This window comes from Streptomyces sp. NPDC031418 (assembly GCF_055581605.1).
In genome coordinates, this window is record NZ_JBVIJC010000011.1 from 1 (window position 1) to 17,565 (window position 17,565).

At 73.2% G+C, this 17,565-nt stretch carries 17 protein-coding genes; 9 read left to right on the forward strand and 8 right to left on the reverse strand.

Annotation, left to right across the window (positions count from 1 at the left end):
- Together ACZ5CZ_RS17545 and ACZ5CZ_RS17550 are read right to left on the reverse strand one after the other, a co-directional pair.
- A partial coding sequence (locus ACZ5CZ_RS17545) for a maltotransferase domain-containing protein (RefSeq protein ID WP_468943595.1) occupies window positions 1–735 on the reverse strand: 735 nt, incomplete at its 3' end.
- Window positions 736–844: 109 nt separating this feature from the next.
- On the reverse strand, window positions 845–1,144 hold the full coding sequence (locus tag ACZ5CZ_RS17550) for a DUF5133 domain-containing protein (RefSeq protein ID WP_358695150.1): 300 nt from the start codon (window positions 1,142–1,144) through the stop codon (window positions 845–847).
- 327 nt (window positions 1,145–1,471) lie between these two features.
- Between ACZ5CZ_RS17550 and ACZ5CZ_RS17555 the strand changes: the two genes are divergently transcribed.
- Both ACZ5CZ_RS17555 and glgX read left to right on the forward strand, forming a co-directional pair.
- A complete protein-coding gene (locus ACZ5CZ_RS17555; protein ID WP_385841006.1) occupies window positions 1,472–1,984 on the forward strand; it encodes a pep a2 in 513 nt (170 codons plus the stop codon).
- The gene (glgX, locus tag ACZ5CZ_RS17560; protein WP_385841005.1) at window positions 1,981–4,125 is read left to right on the forward strand and encodes a glycogen debranching protein GlgX; all 2,145 of its coding nucleotides are present in this window, start codon (window positions 1,981–1,983) and stop codon (window positions 4,123–4,125) included. The genes ACZ5CZ_RS17555 and glgX overlap by 4 nt, the downstream gene beginning before the upstream one ends.
- Before the next feature lie 710 nt (window positions 4,126–4,835).
- Here glgX and ACZ5CZ_RS17565 read toward each other — a convergent pair.
- The gene (locus tag ACZ5CZ_RS17565) at window positions 4,836–5,645 is read right to left on the reverse strand and encodes a VOC family protein (protein ID WP_468943599.1); all 810 of its coding nucleotides are present in this window, start codon (window positions 5,643–5,645) and stop codon (window positions 4,836–4,838) included.
- Window positions 5,646–5,773: 128 nt separating this feature from the next.
- On the opposite strand from ACZ5CZ_RS17565, the gene ACZ5CZ_RS17570 reads away from it, so the two are divergent.
- On the forward strand, window positions 5,774–6,088 hold the full coding sequence (locus tag ACZ5CZ_RS17570; protein WP_468943602.1) for an ANTAR domain-containing protein: 315 nt from the start codon (window positions 5,774–5,776) through the stop codon (window positions 6,086–6,088).
- Between the two features lie 2 nt (window positions 6,089–6,090).
- Here the strand turns inward: ACZ5CZ_RS17570 and ACZ5CZ_RS17575 are convergent, their stop codons facing one another.
- A complete protein-coding gene (locus tag ACZ5CZ_RS17575) occupies window positions 6,091–6,894 on the reverse strand; it encodes an RNA polymerase sigma factor SigF (protein WP_468943605.1) in 804 nt (267 codons plus the stop codon).
- A gap of 426 nt (window positions 6,895–7,320) precedes the next feature.
- Between ACZ5CZ_RS17575 and ACZ5CZ_RS17580 the strand changes: the two genes are divergently transcribed.
- A complete protein-coding gene (locus tag ACZ5CZ_RS17580) occupies window positions 7,321–7,845 on the forward strand; it encodes a hypothetical protein (protein WP_450790538.1) in 525 nt (174 codons plus the stop codon).
- A 15-nt stretch (window positions 7,846–7,860) separates the two neighbouring features.
- On the opposite strand, the gene hemC is transcribed toward ACZ5CZ_RS17580, so the two are convergent.
- The 3 genes from hemC to ACZ5CZ_RS17595 all read right to left on the reverse strand — a co-directional run bounded on the left by hemC (window position 7,861) and on the right by ACZ5CZ_RS17595 (window position 10,843).
- Entirely contained in the window at window positions 7,861–8,802 is a 942-nt protein-coding gene (gene hemC / locus ACZ5CZ_RS17585) for a hydroxymethylbilane synthase (protein ID WP_385840999.1), read from the reverse strand.
- Between the two features lie 118 nt (window positions 8,803–8,920).
- Window positions 8,921–9,877, reverse strand: a complete 957-nt coding sequence (locus ACZ5CZ_RS17590; RefSeq protein WP_468944193.1) for an ATP-dependent DNA ligase — start codon at window positions 9,875–9,877, stop codon at window positions 8,921–8,923.
- Between the two features lie 153 nt (window positions 9,878–10,030).
- Entirely contained in the window at window positions 10,031–10,843 is an 813-nt protein-coding gene (locus tag ACZ5CZ_RS17595; protein WP_468944194.1) for an EamA family transporter, read from the reverse strand.
- Between the two features lie 153 nt (window positions 10,844–10,996).
- On the opposite strand from ACZ5CZ_RS17595, the gene ACZ5CZ_RS17600 reads away from it, so the two are divergent.
- From ACZ5CZ_RS17600 to ACZ5CZ_RS17615, 4 genes are all read left to right on the forward strand, one after another.
- Window positions 10,997–11,860: a LysR family transcriptional regulator gene (locus ACZ5CZ_RS17600; protein WP_468943611.1), complete on the forward strand. Its 864-nt coding sequence runs from the start codon at window positions 10,997–10,999 to the stop codon at window positions 11,858–11,860.
- Window positions 11,861–11,932: 72 nt separating this feature from the next.
- Window positions 11,933–12,313 (forward strand): DoxX family protein, encoded by a 381-nt coding sequence (locus ACZ5CZ_RS17605; protein ID WP_385840997.1) that lies wholly within the window; start codon window positions 11,933–11,935, stop codon window positions 12,311–12,313.
- Entirely contained in the window at window positions 12,310–12,777 is a 468-nt protein-coding gene (locus ACZ5CZ_RS17610) for a peroxiredoxin (protein ID WP_385840996.1), read from the forward strand. The genes ACZ5CZ_RS17605 and ACZ5CZ_RS17610 overlap by 4 nt, the downstream gene beginning before the upstream one ends.
- Window positions 12,778–12,831: 54 nt before the next feature.
- Window positions 12,832–15,162 carry an ATP-binding SpoIIE family protein phosphatase gene (locus tag ACZ5CZ_RS17615; RefSeq protein ID WP_468943618.1) on the forward strand — a complete coding sequence of 777 codons (2,331 nt, stop codon included), beginning with the start codon at window positions 12,832–12,834 and terminating at the stop codon, window positions 15,160–15,162.
- A gap of 32 nt (window positions 15,163–15,194) precedes the next feature.
- On the opposite strand, the gene ACZ5CZ_RS17620 is transcribed toward ACZ5CZ_RS17615, so the two are convergent.
- Entirely contained in the window at window positions 15,195–15,806 is a 612-nt protein-coding gene (locus ACZ5CZ_RS17620) for a DNA polymerase ligase N-terminal domain-containing protein (protein ID WP_468943621.1), read from the reverse strand.
- A 181-nt stretch (window positions 15,807–15,987) separates the two neighbouring features.
- Here ACZ5CZ_RS17620 and ACZ5CZ_RS17625 point away from each other — a divergent pair, with 181 nt between their 5' ends.
- On the forward strand, window positions 15,988–17,052 hold the full coding sequence (locus ACZ5CZ_RS17625) for a LacI family DNA-binding transcriptional regulator (RefSeq protein ID WP_468944197.1): 1,065 nt from the start codon (window positions 15,988–15,990) through the stop codon (window positions 17,050–17,052).
- Window positions 17,053–17,565 lie beyond the last annotated feature (513 nt).

The window sequence follows — 17,565 nt, forward strand, 5'->3', positions numbered from 1 at the left end:
GTGGATCGGCGGGAGGTAGACGACGTCGAAGCCCATGTCGGCGATCGGCTTCAGCCGCCGGGCGGCCGTGCGGAAGGTGCCGTGCGGCTGCTCGGTGGTGCCCTCCGAGCGCGGGAAGAACTCGTACCAGGAGCCGAACAGGGCGCGTTCGCGCTCCACCAGCAGCGGCATCGCAGCGGAAGCGGTGACCAGGTCGCGCAGCGGATACCGGGTCAGCAGCGCCTGAACGTCCGGCGTCAGCGCGGCCTTGAGGCGCTCGTGCACCGACAGGGAGTCGTCGCCGAGGGCGCGCGCGGCGGCCTGGACCAGCTGCCGCTCCGGTCCCTTGGGTACCCCGCCGGCCGCGCGCTCGTAGAGCTCGGCACCCTCCTCCAGCACCAGCCCGATGTCGATCCCGGCCGGGATCTTCACGGAGGCGGTGTGCCGCCAGGTCGCCAGGGGGTGACTCCAGGCCTCCACCCGGAAGGTCCAGCGGCCGGTCACCTCCGGGGTGACCTCCGCGCCCCACAGATCGGTGCCGGGGGCCAGCTCCCGCATCGGGGTCCAGGGGCCGCGCCGGCCCTTCGGATCACGCAGGACCACATTGGCACCCACGGCGTCATGGCCTTCCCGGAACACGGTGGCCGTGACCTGGAAGGTCTCCCCGACCACCGCTTTCGCCGGGCGCCTGCCGCACTCCACGGCCGGCCGGACATCACGTACCGGTACGCGGCCGATGGCCGGGGTCCTGCGCATGTATCTCACCTCCGCCGTGCGCGAAGCCGGGCACCCGGCCCGGCTTCGCGCTCCGAGAAGCGGGCCGGCGCAGCCGGGTCCCGCAGGGAACGCCTTGTACGGTGCCAGGTCAGGGGCTTGGCGCCGTGGAACGCCGCTCCGGTGGCGGCGCTCTTCTGGCCGTCCGGCGCGGTTGCGGCCGCCCGTCCTGCTCGCGCAGATAGGTGACCAGGTTGGTGCGCAGATAGCGCTCGGCGGCGTCCGCGGCCTCGCGGGCGCAGCGTTTGCCCATCAGCACGCACAGTGTGTAACCCGAATCCTCGAAGGTGGCCCGGACCGTGCGGTCGTGCGGCGAGGCGAGCATCACGCGCTCCCACGCCCGGTAACGCCGCAACTGCCGGGCCACTTCGGCCTTGGCGGGTAGCAGCATGGCCCTCTTCACCCTCCACGCTCTCGACTGGGCGCGTTCCCGACGGTCGGGTGATGTCCGCGCAACGTAGGGCACGGCACCGTTACGGCGATCGAGGCTTTCACTTATGGTGCACGCGCGACGACGCAGCGTCTTGTTGGAGCTTCAACAACACGGCTGTCGGGTGCTCGTGTTGCACGAATGGCGTAGCGCCCGCACCGTGGAAGGTGACTCAGGAGCGAACAACGCTCACGCTGTGTGTCCGGGGTCTGTCCCGGACCGCGATCCGGGATCCCTCCCGGACGGGGCGAGGGGAGCGAGAGCTTCGCCGGTGAGGAGCAAGCGACGATGAAGACCGCAGTGCCCTGCTACTACCACCTCGATGTGGAAGTCAGCCCGGAACGGGTGGGACAGGTCAGCCGCATCCTGGCCGCCCACCTCCGCTACTGGGACCTCGAGAACCTCGCGGCCCCCGTCTGCCGCGGCGCCGAACTGCTGTTGCGGGCGATCGACGAACACGCCACCGACAAGCACACCTCGATCGAGATGTGGTGGAACGGCCAGCACCTCATCACCGCGTTCGGCGGCGACGACCCCGATCTGCGGCCCGACCAGGATCTCCGGGCCTGCCTGGCGGACATCGCCGCCATGAGCGACGGCTGGGGCTGCTGCGCCTCGGACACCGGCAGCAAGATCATCTGGTTCTCGCAGCGGGCCCGCGCCGGCGAGCGCGTCCCGCTGGTGCCCACCGCACCCGCGCCCACCCTGCGGCAGGGCCTGAAGGTACCGCGCGAACTGCCGGTGGTGGTGCTGGCCGGCCCCGCGGGGGCCCTGGAAGACGCCCTGGAGGGCAGCCGGTGAGCCGCCGTACGACCAGGAAAGGGCTGCCCGTGTGGAGCGGGCAGCCCTACCCGTTGGGTGCCGCGTTCGACGGACAGGGCACCAACTTCGCCCTGTTCAGCGAGGTCGCCGAGCGCGTCGAGCTGATCCTCGTCGACGACAGCGGCACCGAGACCCCCGTTCGGCTGCACGAGGTCGACGGCTTCGTCTGGCACGCGTACCTGCCCGGGGTCGGGCCCGGCCAGCGCTACGGCTACCGGGTGCACGGCCCCTGGCAGCCCGCCCTCGGCCACCGCTGCAATGCGCGGAAACTGCTGCTCGACCCGTACGCCCGCGCCGTGGACGGCCAGATCGACAACCACGCCTCGCTGTACGAGCGCGCCCCCGACGGGCCGGCCCCGGCCGACAGCGCCGGCCACTCCATGCTGGGCGTGGTCACCGACCCGTACTTCGACTGGGGCGACGACCGCCCGCCCCGCACGCCGTACGCGGACTCGGTGATCTACGAGGCCCATGTGCGCGGCCTGACCATGAACCACCCGAAGGTGCCCGGGCATCTGCGCGGCACCTACGCCGGCCTCGCCCACCCCGCGGTGACCGAGCACCTGACCTCGCTCGGGGTGACCGCGGTGGAGCTGATGCCGGTGCACCAGTTCGTGCAGGACGGCGTGTTGCAGGACCGCGGACTGTCCAACTACTGGGGCTACAACACCATCGGCTTCTTCGCCCCGCACAACGCGTACGCCGCCTTCGGCAGCCGGGGCCAGCAGGTCAACGAGTTCAAGGCGATGGTGAAGGCGCTGCACGCGGCCGGGCTCGAGGTGATCCTCGACGTGGTCTACAACCACACCGCCGAGGGCAACGAGATGGGCCCCACCCTGTCCTTCCGCGGCATCGACAACGCCTCCTACTACCGCCTGGTCGACGGCGACTGGGGGCACTACTACGACACCACCGGCACCGGCAACAGCCTGCTGATGCGGCACCCCTACGTGCTCCAGCTGATCATGGACTCGCTGCGGTACTGGGTCACCGAGATGCATGTCGACGGCTTCCGCTTCGACCTCGCGGCGACCCTGGCCCGGCAGTTCCACGAGGTGGACCGGCTCTCGGCGTTCTTCGACCTGATCCAGCAGGACCCGGTGATCAGCCGCGTCAAGCTGATCGCCGAGCCCTGGGACGTGGGCGAGGGCGGCTACCAGGTCGGCAACTTCCCGCCGCTGTGGTCGGAGTGGAACGGCAAGTACCGGGACGCGGTACGGGACTTCTGGCGGGCCCAGCCCGGCTCGCTCGGCGAGTTCGCCTCACGCCTCACCGGCTCCTCCGACCTCTACCAGCACAGCAGGCGCCGCCCGCGCGCGAGCGTCAACTTCGTCACCGCGCACGACGGTTTCACCCTGCGCGACCTGGTGTCGTACAACGACAAGCACAACCAGGCCAACGGCGAGGAGAACCGGGACGGCGAGAGTCACAACCGGTCCTGGAACTGCGGGGCCGAGGGCCCCACCGACGACCCTGCGGTCCTCGAACTCCGCGCCCGCCAGCAGCGCAACCTGCTCGCCACGCTGCTGCTCTCCCAGGGCATCCCGATGCTCTGCCACGGCGACGAGCTGGGCCGCACCCAGCGCGGCAACAACAACGCCTACTGCCAGGACAACGAGATCTCCTGGGTGGACTGGGAGCTGACCGAGGAGCAGCGCGGCCTGGTGGAGTTCACCCGGCGCCTCATCGCGCTGCGCGCCGCGCACCCGGTACTGCGGCGCCGGCGCTTCTTCCGCGGCGAGACCGCGACCAACGCCGAGCAGCCGCTGCCCGACCTGATGTGGCTCAGGCCGGACGCCCGGGAGATGACCGACCGGGACTGGCAGCGCCGGGACGCGCACTCGGTCGCGGTGTTCCTCAACGGCGACGCCATCGCCGAACGCGACTCCTACGGGCGCCGGATGATCGACGACTCCTTCCTGCTGCTCGTCAACGGCTACTGGGAACCGGTCGACTTCCGGCTCCCCGACGGCTCCTTCGGCGAACGCTGGACCACCCTCATCGACACCGCGGACCCCGACGGCATCCCCGACGAACGCGAACGCAAGGCGGGCACGAGACTCCGGGCGGAGGCCCGCAGCCTGGTCCTCCTGACCCGGCCGTCCCGCACGGCGGACTAGGTGTGCTGTCCCGGGACGTTGGTGACACGCGTGCTGGGTTCTTGAACGGGTGAGGGCCTTCTGGGTTCGGTGTGGATTGCGACATCTACGACCGGTACTCAGGAGGCCCTCGTGTCCCACCGTGATGCCCCGCTGACGCCCGGCGTGCCGCATCGACGTCCGGCGCCCTGCGCGTGGCGATCGCTCGCATCGGCGTGGGGCCAGCGGGTCTGGCGTGCGGCACCCGTCACGGGCTCACCGCGCCCGGCCTGTTGCAGTCGCCCCCGGCCCAGGGGGATCGCCTCCGTGCGGGGTTGGTGGGCCGGGTGTGCCGCATTCGCGTGCGTCACGGCCTCACCGCGCCCCGTGCCAGGGGGAGCCAGCGCACCTGGCGTGAGCCCTCCGCGTCCGTCGCGGGCTCATCGCGCCCCGGGCGGGGTCATCGCCCCGGCGTGGGGCCAGGAGGCCCCGTGCGATGGCTCCGCGCCCGGTCAGACCTCACCCGAAGCCCATAGCGTCCACAGCGCGCCCCACGTGACGTCTCCGCGCCCGGCGTGTCGGGGACTTACCCCGCATGCGCGCCCGGAGGGGCCGTCATCGCACCCGGCGTGGGGCAGTGCGCCTGGCGTGATGGCGCCGAGTCCGTGACACGTTCGCGTCCGGCACCGTCTCACCGCACCCACCGGGTGGTGATCGCACCGGCGATGGGGCATGCGCGCCCGGAGGGGCCGTCATCGCTCCCTGCGTGACGTCACCGTGAACTGGGCGCCGTCGGGGTCGCGGAGGATGGCCTCGGTCTCGTCCTCCCGCAGCACGCTGCCGCCGTGTTTCTCCGCCGCCCGCGCACACCCCGCCACGTCGCCGACCGCGAAGTGGATCTGCCAGTGCGGCCGTACGGACGGATCCGGGGCCGCCTCCACCGCGCCGGAGTCGATCCGCGCGACCACATCGCCCTGGCTGCGCAGCAGCACCTCGTCGCCGTTGTACTCGACCTCGCAGCAGCCCGGCTTTCCGGACGCCCACTCGAGGATCTCGCCGTAGAAGATCGCGGAGTCGAAGGCGTTGCGGGTGTGCAGCCGGATGAACGTCGGTGCCGCCCGCCGCCACGCCTCCCAGTTGGCCACCAGTTCGCCCTGCCAGATCCCGAAGGTGGCCCCGTCCCGGTCGGCGAGCAGCGCCGCCCGGCCCGGCGGGAAGGACAGCGGCCCGACCGCCGCCGTACCGCCCCGCTCCCGGGCCCGGGCCGCGGCCACATCGGCGTCCTCCACCGCGAAGTACGGCGTCCAGGCCACCGCCATCTGCCACATCGCGGCGACGGCGGCGATCCCGGCCACCGGGACGCCGTCCGCCAGTGCGATGCGGAAGTGCTCACCGAGTTTCACGCCGCGCCAGCGCCAGCCCAGCACCGCCGCGTAGAAGTCCTGGGTCGCCTGGAGGTCGCGGCTGGTCAGACTCACCCAGCAGGGGGCGCCGAATACGGAGTGCGTGGAGACGACGTCCCTTCTGCGCGGTCCGCCGCCGACAGGGGTCTCTGGGTTCATGGCAGTCGCGTCCTGCTCTCGGGGCCGGGTGGCCACCGCTCTGGGTTCAGTGTCCAACCACACGGGGGTGGGTCGCCTGTCGAGTACCCCGGGTGGCAGACGGACAGGCCGGTGAGGACCATGGAGGGATGGGAGAGAGCGAGTCTGACCGGATCGCCGCGTTGCAGACCGAGGTCGGCCAGCTGAAGGAGGCGATGGTCTCCCACGCCGTCGTCGACCAGGCCATCGGCATGATGGTGGCCCTCGGCCGGGTCACCCCCGACCAGGGCTGGCAGGTCCTCAAGGAGGTCTCCCAGCACACCAACATCAAGCTGCGCAACATCGCCGAGATGATCCTTGTCTGGGGGCGCCGGGGTGACATCCCTGCCGAGGTCAGGGCCGAGCTGGAGGACGCTCTGGACCGGTACGGCCCGACCCAGATCCCGGGCAGCGAGGACAAGTAGCCTCAGCGGGCCTGGGCCTCGGCGAGCAGCTCCTCGCGCAGCCGGTCGAAGCAGCCGCTGAGCAGCCGGGAGACGTGCATCTGCGAGATGCCCAGCTGCTGAGCGATCCGGCTCTGCGTCATTCCCCGGAAGAACCGCAGGTAGAGGATGGTGCGCTCGCGCTCGGGCAGCGCCTCCAGGCAGGGCTTGACGGCGGCCCGGTCGACCACGAGGTCGAACCCCGGGTCCGGCTCGCCGAGCGAGTCGCCGAGGGCGTAGCCGTCGGTGCCGGCCACCTCGGCGTCCAGGGAGAGCGCGGAGAAGCACTCCAGGGCCTCCAGGCCGGCCTGCACCTCGTCCTCGGTCAGCCGGGTGTACGCCGCGATCTCGGCGACGCTGGGCGGCCGGCCGGACGTGGTCTGCGCCAGCTCCTTGGTGGCGGCGCGGACCCGGTTGCGCAGGTCCTGCACCCGGCGGGGCACATGCAGGGTCCACATGTGGTCCCGGAAGTGCCGCTTGATCTCACCGGTGATGGTGGGTACGGCGTACGCCTCGAAGGCCCGGCCGCGGGAGGGGTCGTAGTGATCGACCGCCTTCACCAGACCCAGCGCCGCCACCTGGTAGAGGTCTTCGAGGGACTCGCCACGGCCGCGGAACCGCACGGCGATCCGCTCGGCCATGGGCAGCCACAGCCGGACCAGCTCGTCCCGCAGCGCCTGCCGCTCGGGACCGTCGGTCAGGGTGGCGAGCCGTTCGAAGGACTCACCCGTGTCGGGGGCGTCGTCGTGGGGGTGGGGGCGGGGCTTCGTACTGCTGGTGACACGCATCGTGCGCACCTCTCTCAGCAGGTGCTGGATGGACAGACACCGTGGGAGGTGCGCTCGGACCGGGAAAAGGACACCGGGGCCCGGCACCGCCGGCTCCCACGGACGTGCCTCCTGTCCGAAGCACTGAGACTCTCTTTCCCATTATGGAGCACATCAAAACAAATGGGGCATATAGGATGATCGTTTAGTGGGTGGGGTGGCGACTGTGAGCGGCGAGCCGTGCACCGGGGTGCCGGCCCTGTCGCGGACGTGAGATGCGGCACGCGCGCGTACGCCGCCGGAAGCGCTCCAAAACGGATTCTTCCTGGGCAGCGCTTGATCACCGATCAAAGCGGGCGAACCGCCTGGCCACAGCGCATTCTGCTCATTTGACAGTGCGCTCAGCACACAGATAGACAGCAGCTCTCGAAGGTCGAGAGGGGCACTGTGTACGAGCCGAACGTGGTCGGTGACTGGCACGAGTACGACGAGCAGGCCGGTCTGCGAGTCCGCGTCCACCGTCTGGAGGCGGGCGAACCACCGCGCGGACGCGACGACGCGGCCGCCGGTCTGACGTACTTCAGTGTCCGGGTGACCGTCGAGAACCGTGGCGCGCGGCCCCACTGCATCCATCTCGAGGACGGTCAGCTCGACGTCCGGGTCGGCCCCGACGGCGAGGGCGCCTTCATCGACTGGCGCAACTCCCAGTTCATCGAGGGCTTCGACGTCTACCCGCTGCGCCGGGCCACCGCCGTGCTCTACGCCGCCGCCCCCGAGGCCGCACTCACCCATGTGGACGTGCAGGTGCAGCTGCGGGTGGACGAGGAGTGGGCCGAGCGCCGGCTGTGGACCGGCGGCATCGGCGTGCTGGAGGGCACCCCCGCGGCCGCCCCGGCCGGCACCGGGCAGGCCGGCCTCGCGCACCAGGTCAGCGCCTTCCTCAGGGAGCAGACGGAGCCCGGCACCCCCTGAGGTCCCCGGCAGGGGTCAGTGCGGGATGCCGTCGATGATCTCCCGCGCCCCCTGCCGCAGCAGCGCCACCGCGACCGAGGTGCCGAGCGTGGCCGGGTCCAGCCGGCCCGCCCACTCGTGGGCGTTCAGCCGGATCTTGCCGTCCGGCGTGAACACGCAGGCGCGCAGGGAGAGTTCGCCGCTGCGGTCCACGCGCGCGTACCCGGCGATCGGGCTGTTGCAGTGCCCTTGCAGCACATGCAGGAACATCCGCTCGGCCGTGGCCTCCCGGTGGGTGTCCGGGTCGCCGAGCCCGCTGACCGCCTCGATCAGACCGGTGTCGTCCTCGCGGCACTGGAGCGCCAGGATGCCCGCGCCGATCGGCGGCATCATCGTCTCCGCGGACAGCACCTCGCTGATCACGTCGGTCCGGCCGATCCGCTCCAGCCCGGACACCGCCAGCAGCAGCGCGTCCGCCTCACCGGCGGCCAGCTTCTCCAGCCGGCGGTTGGCGTTGCCGCGGAAGGGCACGCAGTCCAGGTGCGGGTGGGTGGCGGCCAGTTGGGCGATCCGGCGCACCGAGGAGGTGCCGATCCGGGTGCCGGCCGGCAGCTCGTCCAGGGTGAGCCCGCCCGGATGCACCAGCGCGTCGCGGATGTCGTCCCGCTTCAGGAACGCGGCGAACACGGTCCCGGCGGGCAGCGGCCGGTCCGCGGGCACGTCCTTCACACAGTGCACCGCGAGATCCGCCTCGCCCGCCAGCAGGGCCGCGTCCACCTCCTTGGTGAACGCCCCCTTGCCCTCGACCTTGGACAGGTCGCCGAGCCACTTGTCCCCGGTGGTCTTCACCGGTACGACCTCGGTGCGCACCCCGGGATGCAGTGCGGCCAACTCGGCGCGGACCCGCTCGACCTGGGCCAGGGCCATGGGCGAGTCGCGGGAGACGATGCGAATCAGTTCGGGAACCGGCATGCGCACACGATAGACCCCTGCCGCAGGGCCGTGGTTCCACAGCCGGTCCTTCGGGGGCCCGCGCCCGGCCGGCACCGGGGGAGACCGGCCCGCTCAGCCGAGGCCCTCGGGCAGGTCGGCCCGCTCAGCCCAGGCCCTCGGGCAGGTCGGCCGCCGAGTCCTCCGGCCGGAGGTCCGGGCGCAGCCGCAGCCACGACGGCTGGCGCAGCATCCCGGCCCGGGTGCGGGTGCTGTAGCTGACCTCGCCGACCAGCCGGGGCAGCACCCAGTGGGCGCCCGCGATCCGCGGTACGGGATCGAAGGGGCATCGTTCGCTCGCCGTCTCCCGCAAGCGCCGGGCCAGTTCCGTGCGCTCGGCCTCGCTCCAGCCGGTGCCGACCCGGCCGACGTACCGCAGCCGGCCGCCCGCGTCCCGCTGGCCGACGAGCGCCGCGCCGGGCAGCCCGGTCAGCCGCCCCTTGCCGGGCAGCCAGCCGCCGACGATCACATCCTCGGCCCGCATGTTCCGGATCTTGATCCAGGCGCGGGAGCGCACCCCGGGCTCGTACACCGAGTCCAGCCGCTTGCAGACCAGGCCCTCCAGACCGTGTTCCCGAGTCGCCCGCAGCGCCTCGGCGCCGTGCCCGGTCACGGCGCCCGGCGTCGACCAGTGCGGACCGGCCAGCCCCAGCTCCTCCAACCGCGCCCGCCGGCGTACGTACGGCAGCCGGATCAGCGGCTCACCCAGGTACGGCACGTCGAACAGCACCAGGTGCACCGGCACCCGGGCGGCCCGCCGCGCGGCCCGCGCGGGGGCGTGCGCGAGGCCCATCCGGCTCTGCAACAGCTGGAAGTCGGCCCGGCCCAGCTCGTCCAGCGCCAGCACCTCGCCGTCCAGGACGGCGGGCAGCCCGCCCAGCGCCCCGCCGATCGGCCGGAGTTCGGGATAGGCGCCGGTGATGTCCTCACCCGAGCGCGCCCGCAGCAGCACGCTGCCGTCGCCGGGCAGATAGACCATCACCCGCTGCCCGTCCTGCTTGGTCTCGTACGCCCACCGCGCATCCTGACCGGCGGGCGGCAGGGCGCCGGGTGTGGCGAGCATGGGCGCGATCAGCGGCAGGGGTACGACGGTCACGGCTGAAGGTCTCGACCACTGGGCCCGCCTTCACGCGCCCCGTGGCACCGGTTCCCCTGAACGGCCCGTTCCCGGACGGCAGCGCACCTGCCGCGATCCCGCCCGCCGGATGGCGGCCGCTCAGCTCCGCGTCGTCACGATGCTCACCGCGTTGGCCGCCACCACCGCGCCGATGCCCGCCCACTCCGCGGCCCCCAGCCCCTGGCCCAGGATCGCCCAGCCGACCATGGCCGCAAGGACCGGGTTGACGCTCATGAAGAGGCCGAAGGTCTGCGCCGGCACATGGCGCAGGGTCAGCAGGTCGGTCAGGTACGGCACCGCGGAGGAGAGCAGGCCGGCCGTCACGGCGCACAGCACCGCCCCGGCCGTCGGCGGATGGCGCAGCGCGACGACGATGCCGACGGGCAGGAACACCAGCGCGGACACCGTCGCGGCCGCCGCCACGCCCTGCGCGCCGGGGATGCGCCGGCCGACGACACGGTTGAGCAGGATGTACGACGCCCAGCAGGCCGCGGCGACCAGCCCGAAGGCCATCCCGGTGTAGTCGGCGGAGGGGCGCGGCCGCATCAGGACGACGACCCCCGCCCCGGCCAGCACCGCGCACCCCGCGTCCAGCCGGCGCCGCGACGCCGCCAGCGCGACGGTCAGCGGCCCGAGGAACTCCAGGGTCACGGCCAGCCCCAGGCCGATCCGGTCGACGGCCGTGTACAGGCTGAGGTTCATGGTGCCGAAGACCAGGGCCAGCAGCAGCACCGGCCACCACTGCCGCCAGGTGAAGCCCCGCAGCCGCGGCCGGCCGACGGCGAGCAGGGCGAGTGCCGCGACGTACTGGCGCACCGCCACCACGCCGACCGGGCCGAGCACGGGAAAGGCCAGCGCGCCGACGGCGGCGCCGGTCTGGTTGGACAGCCCGCTGCCGACCATGGCGGCCACTCCGGTCAGCCGCCGGGTCTTCGGCAGGGCCCTTTGGGGCGTCAAGGAGGGGGCCGGGGCAAGGGGTTCGGTGGCGCGTCGCATGCACGGGATCGTGCGCCGCGGGCCTGCTTGCGCAAAATGCATACGCCTATCGATCTATACGCTTAGCGTATGCATACCTCGGACATCGAGCTGCGCCAGCTGCGCTGTCTCGTGGCCATCGTCGACGAGGGCACCTTCACCGACGCGGCGATCGCCCTCGGCGTCTCCCAGGCCGCCGTCTCCCGCGCCCTCGCCTCCCTCGAACGCGCCCTGGGGGTACGGCTGTTGCGCCGCACCTCGCGCGAGGTGACGCCGACCGCGGCGGGCCTGCGCGTGGTGGCACAGGCCCGCCGGGTGCTCGCGGACGTCTCCGGCCTGGTCCGGGAGGCCACCTCGGGACACTCCCGGCTGCGCGTCGGCTACGCCTGGTCGGCGCTGGGCCGGCACACCGTCGCCTTCCAGCGGCGCTGGAGCGCGGGCCACCCGGACACCGACCTGCACCTGGTGCGGGTCAACTCGCCGTCCGCCGGGCTGGCCGAAGGCACCTGCGACCTCGCGGTGGTCCGCCGGGCGGTGGACGACCGGCGCTTCGACACCGCCATCGTCGGCCTGGAGCGACGGCTCTGCGCGCTCGCCGCCGACGATCCGCTGGCCCGGCGCCGCTCGGTGCGGCTCGCCGAGCTGAGCGACCGACTGCTGCTCGTGGACCGCCGTACCGGCACGGCCACCCCCGAACTGTGGCCGCCCGGCGCCCGCCCCACCACCGAGGAGACGCACGACGTCGACGACTGGCTCACCGTCATCGCGACCGGCCGCGGGATCGGGGTGACCGCCGAGTCGACCGCGAACCAGTACCCGCGGCCCGGGATCGTCTACCGGCCGGTGCGGGACGCGGAACCCGTCGCCGTACGGCTCGCCTGGTGGCGCGACGATCCGCACCCGGCGCTCCAGGACGTCCTCGAACTGCTCACCGAGCTGTACCGCACCGGATGAGCCGGCGCGAACAAGGTCACTCCGGCCCTACCGTCCAGTAATATCCGGCGGCAGATCACCAGAGGAGGCACCGTGTCCCGGTCCCAACGCTCACCCCTGCTGCTGGCCGGCCTGCTGGCCACGGCCGGCGTGGCCCATTTCGCCGTCCCGCGCCAGTTCGACGCCCTCGTCCCCCGCGCGCTGCCGGGCTCACCCCGGGCGTGGACCTACGGCAGCGGAGCCGTGGAGCTGGCCCTGGCCGCCGGGGTCGCCGCACCCCGCACCCGCGCCGTCGCCGCCCAGGCCGCCGCGGCCTTCTTCGTCGGGGTCTTCCCGGCCAACGTGAAGATGGCCGTGGACTGGCGGCACCGGCCCGCACCGCTGCGCACGGCCGCCCTGGCACGGCTGCCTCTCCAGGTGCCGCTGGTGCTGTGGGCCCGCGGTGTCGCCCGGAACGGGGAGGGACGGTCATGACCGGACGCCTCCGGGTCGGGGACAAGGCCGAGGACTTCGCCCTGCCCGACGAGACCGGCACCACCCGCAGGCTCAGCGAGCTGCTGGCCGACGGCCCGGTGGTCCTCTTCTTCTACCCGGCCGCCCTCACCCCCGGCTGCACCGCCGAGGCCTGCCACTTCCGTGATCTCGCCGCCGAGTTCGCCGCGGTCGGCGCCCGGCCCGTCGGCATCAGCGGGGACACCGTCGACAAGCAGCAGGAGTTCGCCGGCCGGCACACCCTCGGCATGCCGCTGCTGTCCGACACCGACGGCACGGTCCGCGAGCGGTTCGGCGTCAAACGCGGCTTCTCCCTCGCCCCCACCAGGCGCGTCACCTTCGTCATCGCCCAGGACCGCACCGTCCTGGAGATCGTCCACAGCGAGCTGCGCATGAACACCCACGCCGACCGGGCCCTCGCCGCACTGCGCGACCACCGGAAGTGAACCGGTTCGTTCCCGCGCTTGATGCGCGGGAACAAACGGAACATCCTGGGGCTTATGAAGCACGTCGCCGCAGTGGCGACCATCGATTCCCACGGCACCGTCACCGGGTGGAGCGAGGGCGCGCGACTCCTCACCGGCCACTCCGCCCAGGACGCCGTGGGCCGGCCGGCCGCCGCACTGCTCGCCGAGGACATCCCCGCCGGCCTGCTCGCCGCCCGCTCCGGGACCGTCGTCCTGCGCCACCGCGACGGCCGCCGCGTCGAGCTGACCCTCACCGCCTGCCCCCTGGCCGGTGCCGACGGCGAACCCGCCGGCTTCGTCGTCACGGCCGAACCGCGCGGCGCCGCCCTGGCCGCCCAGGCCTTCCAGCAGGCGTCCATGTCCATGTCGGTCTTCGACCTCGGCCAGCACTATCTGCGCGTCAACGAGACGGCCGGCCATGTCATGGGCCTCCCCGAGGAGGATCTGCTCGGCCGGCACTTCTCCGACACCGTCGACGTCGCCGATCACAACCGTGGCTTCCTCGACCATCTGCGTCTGGTCGGCGAGACCGGACGGCCCGTGCGCTACGAGAGCTTCACCAGCGCCCCCGCCCTCAACCGGGACCACGCCTGGACCACCGAGATGTGGCCGCTGCGCGACGAGACCGGCGCGGTCACCGCCGTGGCGCTCGCCGCCTTCGACAGCAGCGACCAGTACTGGGCCCGGCGCCGCCTCACCCTCCTCAACGAGGCCGCCACCGCCATCGGCACCACCCTCGACGTCGTCCGCACCGCCGAGGAACTGGTCGAACTGCTCGTCCCCCGGTACGCCGACTTCGCCAGCGTCGACCTGCTCGACTGGGTGCTCGACGCGGACGAGCCCCCGATGATCGCCGACGGCAGTGTCCTGCTGCGCCGCGTCGCCCACGGCTCCACCCACAGCGGCAACCCCGGCGCCGCCGTGCACCTCGGCGAGGCCGACTTCTACGAGCCCTGCTCACCGCCCGCACGCGCGGTGCGCGAAGGCCACGCCGTCCTCAGCCAGGCCGGCGAGCCGGATTTCGTCGAGTGGCTCAACGAGCGCAACGCCCGCTCGCCCCAGGGCCGCCGCTTCCGGCAGGGCGCCCACTCGCTGATCGCGATGCCGCTGCGCGCCCGCGGCACCATCCTCGGCGTCGCCGTCTGCGTCCGCATGGAGCACCCGGAGGACTACGGCCCCGACGACGCCGTCTTCGCCGAGGAACTCGCCAGCCGCGCCGCCGTCTGCATCGACAACGCCCGCCGCTTCGCCCGCGAACGCACCACCGCCCTCGCCCTCCAGCACAGCCTGCTCCCGCGCGGACTGCCCGGCCAGGCCGCCGTCGAGGTGGCCCACCGCTATCTGCCCTGCAGCTCGCTGGCCGGCATCGGCGGCGACTGGTTCGACGTCATCCCGCTCTCCGGCGGCCGGGTCGCCCTGGTCGTGGGCGACGTCGTGGGCCACGGCATCCAGTCCTGCGCGACCATGGGGCGGCTGCGCACCGCCGTACGCACCCTCGCCGACGTCGACCTGCCGCCCGACGAACTCCTCACCCACCTCGACGACCTGGTCACCCATCTCGCCGCCGAGGACAGCGGGGAGGAGGTCGCCGAACTCGGCGCGACCTGCCTGTACGCCGTCTACGACCCGGTCTCCCGCCGGGTCGCCATGGCCGCGGCCGGACACCCCGCCCCGGCTCTCGTGCTGCCCGGCGGCGAGGCCGCGTTCCTCCCCATGACCGCCGGACCGCCGCTCGGCGTCGGCGGACTGCCCTTCGAGGCGACGGAACGCGACCTGCCCGAGGGCTCCGTCCTCGCCCTCTACACCGACGGGCTGATCGAGGACCGGGACCTGGACCTGGACGGCGCCACCGAGGAACTGCGCCGCGCCCTGAGCGCCCCCGCCGACTCCCTGGAGGCCCTGGCCGACAACGCGATCAAGGCCGTACTGCCCGAGCAGCCGGGCGACGACGTGGCCCTGCTGCTGGTGCGCACCCGCGCCCTCGGCACCGACCGCGTCGCCACCTGGGACGTGCCGGCCGACCCCGCCCAGGTCGCCCTGTTCCGGCAGGCCGCCGGCGAGCAGCTGGCCGCCTGGGGACTGGAGGAGGCCGCCTTCGTCACCGAACTTGTGGTCAGCGAACTCGTCACCAACGCCATCCGCTACGGCGAGCCGCCCATCCAGCTCCGCCTGATCCGGGACCGCGCCCTCATCTGCGAGGTCTCCGACGCCAGCTCCACCTCGCCGCACCTGCGCCGCGCCCACGCCTACGACGAGGGCGGCCGCGGACTGCTGCTGGTCGCCCAGCTCACCCAGCGCTGGGGCAGCCGGCAGACCGGCAGGGGCAAGACGATCTGGGCGGAACAGGCACTGCCGGACACCTGATCACCCGGAGCGCTCCCGGACCACCTCGCCGGTCACTCCTCGCCGGCGGCCGCCGCCACCTGGGCCAGCGTGCGGCCGGTGCGCACCGAGCGGGCTCGCCGCGGGTCCGGGGTGCCGTGCCCCGCCGACCTCGCCGGGCCCTTGCGCACCAGCAGCCAGGCCTCCTCCTCGTCCGGTCCGCCGCGGAACCGGGTGAGCGCGTACTCGCCGCGCAGCTTGTCGCCGTGCAGCCGAAAGGTGGCGTGCCCGCGCTCCAGCGACTCGGCGAAGTCCACCGGGCGGCCCCGGCGGTCATGGCTGAGCGGCTCGTAGGTCCCGCGGTCCCACACGATCACGGTGCCGCCGCCGTACTCGCCCCGCGGGATCACCCCCTCGAAGTGTTCGTACTCCAGCGGATGGTCCTCGGTCGGCACGGCCAGCCGCTTGTCCGCGGGGTCGCCGGAGGGGCCCTTCGGGACCGACCACGACTTCAGCACATCACCGACCTGGAGGCGGAAGTCGAAGTGCATCCGGCGCGCGTCGTGGATCTGCACCACGAACCGGGGCGCGCCGTCCCCCGCCGCCGACGCCCGCCCGGCGGGCTCCCGGGTCCGCTCGAAGTCACGCTTGCCGCGGTACGTCCGCAGCCGGTCCTCCGCCGCCACCTGTGGCTCCTTCCGTCCATCCCGCCGTACGCCGCCCGGGTACCCGTGCCGGGCCCGGTGACCACGTCGCCCCTGACCCCTCGGCCGTGTCCTGCGGCCCGGCGCACGGATAGGGTGAGCGGTGATCAGCCCCACGGGGAAAGCGGGCGAGAACCTGGCGGGAAGGCGGGCGGCGGACGGCATGCGCGGCGGTGCGGACGGCAACGGCACGGGCGGCGGGCGGCCCACCTCACGGGACGTCGCGCGCCTCGCCGGCGTCTCGCACACGGCCGTCTCCTTCGTGTTCAACGGCCGCGCCGAGGGCAACCTCTCGCCCGCCACCCAGGAACGCATCCGGCAGGCCGCCGCCCAGCTCGGCTACCGGCCCGACCCGGTCGCCCGCGGTCTGCGCCGCCGCCGTACGGCCGTGATCGGACTGGTCACCGACGAGATCGCCTCCTCGCCGTTCGCCGGCCGGCTGCTGCGCGGCGCGATGGAGACCGCCTGGGACCACGACCACCTCGTGGTCACCGTGGACTCCGGCGGCGACCCGGCCAAGGAGGACGCGGCCGTCGCCGAACTCCTCGACCGGCGCGTCGACGGCATCATCTACGCCGCGATGTCCCTGCGCCGGGTCCGGGTTCCGGAGGGCCTGCACCGCATCCACTCCGTGCTCGCCAACTGCCTGCCCGAGGACGACTCGCTGCCCGCCGTCATCCCCGCCGAACGGGCCGGCGGGCGCAGCGCCGCGCGGCTGCTGCTGGAGGCCGGGCACCACCGGATCGCGCTGGTCGGCGGGCAGGACGACATCGCCTCCGTGGAACGGCTGCGGGGCTTCAGGGACGCGCTGCGCGCCGAGGGCATCACCGTGCCCAAGGAGTGGGTCGTCCGCACCGGCGGCGAGATCACCAGCGGCTACGAGGGCGCCGGCCGGCTCCTCGACGGCACCGACCCGCACCGCCGCCCCACCGGGATCTTCTGCTACAACGACCGGGTCGCGGCGGGCGTCCTGCACGCCGCGACCCGGCTCGGCATCCCCGTCCCCGAGGCGCTGTCCGTGGTCGGCTACGACGACCAGGAACACATGGCCGCCTTCCTCACCCCGGCCCTCACCACGGTCGCGCTGCCGCACCGCGCCATGGGCGAGACCGCCGCCCGGCTGCTGCTCGACGCCATCGACACCGGCCGCACCCCACCCGCCACGGTCCGCCGCCTCGCGTGCCCCGTGGTCAGCCGCTCCTCGGTGGGACCAGCTCCCACCCACTGACCTCGGCGTCGCCGTCGACGGTCGGTTCGGTGGGATCGTGTGGGTTGCAGGACCCGGCCGCCGAGCCCGGCCGGCGGCGCCCGCACCGTGGCGGGTCCGGCTTCCTCGGCGCCGGGTACTGTCGCCCGGCACCTACACGGTGACCGGTCCCGGCTGCGCTGTCCCGTGGTCAGCCGCTGCTCTGTGGGCCAGCTCCCACCCACTGACCTCGGCGTCGCCGTCGACGGTCGGTTCGGTGGGATCGTGTAGGGAGCAGGACCCGGACGCCGAGCCCGGCCGGCGGCGCCCGCACCGTGGCGGGTCCGGCCTCCTCGGCGCCGGGTGTTGTCGCCCGGCACCTACACGGTGACCGGTCCCGGCGGCTCCTCTGGCCCGTGGTCAGCCGCTGCTCTGTGGGACCAGCTCCCACCCACTGACCTCGGCGTCGCCGTCGACGGTCGGTTCGGTGAGATCGTGCGGGGAGCAGGACCCGGCCGCCGAGCCCGGCCGGCGGCGCCCGCACCGTGGCGGGTC